The sequence below is a fragment of the Ramlibacter sp. genome (assembly GCF_035706265.1).
In the GTDB taxonomy this organism is placed as follows: domain Bacteria; phylum Pseudomonadota; class Gammaproteobacteria; order Burkholderiales; family Burkholderiaceae_C; genus Ramlibacter.
Genome location: NZ_DASSVG010000192.1, coordinates 1 through 3,771, shown reverse-complemented (window position 1 = coordinate 3,771; position 3,771 = coordinate 1). Strand labels below are relative to the sequence as shown.

3 protein-coding genes are annotated in these 3,771 nt (G+C 69.5%); all 3 read right to left on the bottom strand.

Annotated features, from left to right (window positions below; all coding sequences use genetic code 11):
- The coding region (locus VFM98_RS07195; protein WP_325109228.1) for a FimV/HubP family polar landmark protein at window positions 1-1,291 on the bottom strand (1,291 nt) is incomplete at its 3' end.
- Window positions 1,292-1,614: 323 nt separating this feature from the next.
- Window positions 1,615-2,763 (bottom strand): aspartate-semialdehyde dehydrogenase, encoded by a 1,149-nt coding sequence (gene asd, locus VFM98_RS07190; RefSeq protein ID WP_325109227.1) that lies wholly within the window; start codon window positions 2,761-2,763, stop codon window positions 1,615-1,617.
- Between the two features lie 81 nt (window positions 2,764-2,844).
- A partial coding sequence (gene leuB, locus VFM98_RS07185; RefSeq protein ID WP_325109226.1) for a 3-isopropylmalate dehydrogenase occupies window positions 2,845-3,771 on the bottom strand: 927 nt, incomplete at its 5' end.

Here is a 3,771-nt window from a genome sequence, read left to right as displayed (position 1 = left end):
CCGCTGCCGTCGCTGCGGGAGCCGAGGCGGGGCGGCCCGCAGTGGCCGGTGTCGTCGCAGTCGCCGGTGCGGAGGCGGAATGGGCCGTGCCGGTCGCGGCGCCGGCCTGGGGCGCGCTCACCCCGGGCGGGGCCGTGATGCCGGCGGCCGGACGGGAACCGGCGGCGCCGGGCGTGCTGCCCGCCAGCTGGTTCAGCTCGGACAGGTTCTTGTTCAATTCCGCGACGCGGCTGGCCTGCTCCTGGGCCTGGCGCTCGCGCGCGATCCGGTCGGCGTTGGCGCGGCCCTGCACCGCGCCCTTGGACAGCGTCAGGCGGTCGCCGGGGCCGGCGGGCGCCTTCTTGTCCTCGACCTCGGCCTGCACCTGGCCGCCGGCCGCACGGCCCGCCGCGGGCGCAGTGGCCGTGGGCACGCTTTCGGCGAGGCGGCGGCGGAATTCGTTGAAGTCGCGGCTCTGCACCACCAGCATCTGGCGCGCTTCGGCCTGCGGCACGGAGGCGGCCTGCTCGCCGCTGGGCATCTCGAGCACCGCACCGGCACGCAGCCGGTTGACGTTGTCCGCGATGAAGGCATCGGGGTTGGCGCGCAGCATCGCCACCAGCATCTGGTCCAGCGACACGTTGGCCGGCTTGTTGGCAGCGGCGATCTTGCCGGCGGTGTCCCCCGCCTGCACGGTGACCTGTTTGCCGGCCTCGCCGGCCGGAGCCGGCGCCGGTGCCGGGGTGGGTGCGGCGGCGCGGGCCGGCGGGCGCGGGGCCGACGTGGTGGTCCGCGCTTGCGGCGCGGGTGCCGGCGCGGGGATCGCTCCCGGGACGGCTGCCGGGCGGGACGGCACGCCCTGTGCGGACGGCGCAGTGGCCTGCGGCTGCACGGGAGCCTGGGCCGTTTGCGGCTGGCGCAGGCTGGGCGGATCCAGCAGCAGGGTGAAATCGCGCTGCACCCGGCCGGAGGCCCAGGTGGCCTCGAGGATCACGTCCACGAAGGGATCGTTGACCGGCCGATCGCTCGCGAGGTTGAGGAAATAACTGCCGTTGGAGCGCCGCTGCAGCGTGATCTGCACGTTGCCCAGGGCGGGGTTGAATTCGACGCCGGCCGAGCGGAACTGCGCCGGGGAAGCGATGTTGGCCTTCAGGGAGGCCACTTCCTCGGGCGAGATCTCGGGCAGTTCGATCTCGGCGCGCAGGGGCTCGCCGAGCGCCGATTGGACGCTGACGCGTCCCAGTGCGAGTGCCAGCGCGTCGGGAGAGGCGAAACCGAAAGCTACTGCCGCAGCGATTGCCAAAGTGGTCAACCGTAACTTCGGCAGGCTCTTCTGTGGCGACGTCCCCACTGCTCGGTCGAGAGGCAGTTTTGTTCTCTTCATGCGGCCTGTGGCCCAAGGGCTATATTCGAAAAAGGACCATAACAGCAACGTCTTAGCAAGACAAGCTGAGAGACCTCTTAAAGCCCGGGAGCGCGGCGCGCGCGGCATGTGGGCACTCGCCTTGTTGTGAGGCGACAACGCGCCGTTACGGGGTGATACAGACCCCCCTTTCCGGCCTTTCTGCGCGGCCGTAGAGGTAAGAAAAAAGCGCCGCAATGCGGCGCTTTTTCTCGGTCCCCGCGTGACGCCGCTCAGGCGTCCAGCAGGATGCGCAGCATCCGGCGCAGCGGCTCGGCCGCGCCCCACAGCAGCTGGTCGCCAACGGTGAAGGCGCCCACGTACTCGGGGCCCATGGCCAGCTTGCGGATGCGGCCCACGGGGATGCCCAGCGTGCCGGTCACGGCCACGGGGGTCAGGTCCTTCATCGTCGCTTCGCGGGTGTTCGGCACTACCTTGACCCACTGGTTGTCGGCGGCGATCAGGGCCTCGAGGTCGGCCACCGGCACGTCCTTCTTCAGCTTGAAGGTCAGCGCCTGCGAGTGGCAGCGCATGGCGCCGATGCGCACGCAGAAGCCGTCCACCGGCGTCGCCGCGGTGCCGAAGCCCTCGCCCTGGCCCAGGATCTTGTTGGTCTCGGCGCCGCCCTTCCACTCCTCGCGCGAGACGCCGTTGCCCAGGTCCTTGTCGATCCAGGGGATCAGCGAGCCGCCCAGCGGCACGCCGAAGTTGGCGGTCTCTTCGCTGCTCATGGCCTGCTGGCGCGCCAGCACCTTGCGGTCGATCTCCAGGATGGCGGACTTGGGGTCGTCCAGCAGGTTGCGCACCTCGGCGTTGAGGGTGCCGAACTGGGTCAGCAGTTCGCGCATGTGCTGGGCACCGCCCCCCGAGGCCGCCTGGTAGGTCATGGTGGTCATCCACTCCACCAGCCCCGCCTTGTACAGCGCGCCCACGCCCATCAGCATGCAGCTGACCGTGCAGTTGCCGCCGATCCAGTTCTTGCCGCCCTTGGCCAGCGCGTTCTTGATGACTGGCAGGTTGACCGGGTCCAGCACGATGACGGCGTCGTCCTTCATGCGCAGGCTGGAGGCCGCGTCGATCCAGTGGCCGTTCCAGCCCGCCGCGCGCAGCTTGGGGAACACCTCGGTGGTGTAGTCGCCGCCCTGGCAGGTGAGGACGACGTCGCACTTCTTCAGCGCCTCGATGTCGTAGGCGTCCTTCAGCGTGGTCTCGTTCTTCGCCTGGGCCGGGGCCTTGCCGCCGGCGTTGGAGGTGGAGAAGAACAGCGGCTCGATCAGGCCGAAGTCGCCTTCGGCCTGCATGCGGTCCATCAGGACCGAGCCGACCATGCCGCGCCAGCCGACCAGGCCGACGAGGGGTTGCTGTGCGTTGGAGAGAGTCATCGGTGCGCGCCTTTCAGTTGGTGGTCTGGTTCCCCCGGCTCGTCTGGGCCGGGGGCAGGCACGCGACGAACCGGAGCTGGTCTAGCTCTTGGTCGTGGTCTTGGTAATCGCGGCGACGACGGCGTCACCCATTTCGCGGGTGCCCACCTTGCGCGTGCCTTCGGACCAGATGTCCGCCGTCCGCAGGCCCTGCGACAGCACGTCCTTCACCGCGGACTCGATGCGGTCGGCGGCGGCGGGCTGGTTGAGGGAGTAGCGGAGCATCATGGCGGCAGACAGTATTGTAGCCAAAGGGTTCGCAACCCCTTTGCCCGCAATGTCGGGGGCGCTGCCGTGGGACGGCTCGTACAGGCCCTGGCTGGAGGCGTTCATGCTGCCGGAAGGCAGCATGCCGATCGAGCCCGTGAGCATCGCCGCCTCGTCGGACAGGATGTCGCCGAACATGTTGCCGGTGACCACCACGTCGAAGGACTTGGGCGACTTCACCAGCTGCATCGCGGCGTTGTCCACGTACATGTGGTCCAGCTTCACGTCGGGGTACTGCTGGCCCACTTCGGTGACCACGTCCTTCCAGAACTGGAAGGTCTCCAGCACGTTGGCCTTGTCGACGGAAGTCACCTTCCGGTTGCGCTTGCGCGCCGCCTGGAAGGCGACGTGGGCGATGCGCTCGATCTCCGGGCGGGCGTAGCGCATCGTGTCGAAGGCTTCCTCGGCGCCCTGGAAGGCGCCATCGGGGGCGGCGCGGCGGCCGCGCGGCTGGCCGAAGTAGATGTCGCCGGTGAGCTCGCGGATGATCAGGATGTCCAGGCCTGCCACCAGCTCCGGCTTCAGGCTGGAGGCGTGCGTGAGCTGCTCGTAGCAGATCGCGGGGCGGAAGTTGGCGAACAGGCCCAGGTTCCTGCGCAGGCCCAGGATGGCCTGCTCGGGGCGGAACTGGCGCTCCAGCTTGTCGTACTTCCAGTCGCCCACCGCGCCGAACAGCACGGCGTCGGCTTCCTTGGCGAGCTT

Excerpts from the sequence above, each read along its gene's own strand:
- asd (WP_325109227.1), bottom strand. The coding sequence starts at position 2,763 with ATGACTCTCTCCAACGCACAGCAACCCCTCGTCGGCCTGGTCGGCTGG.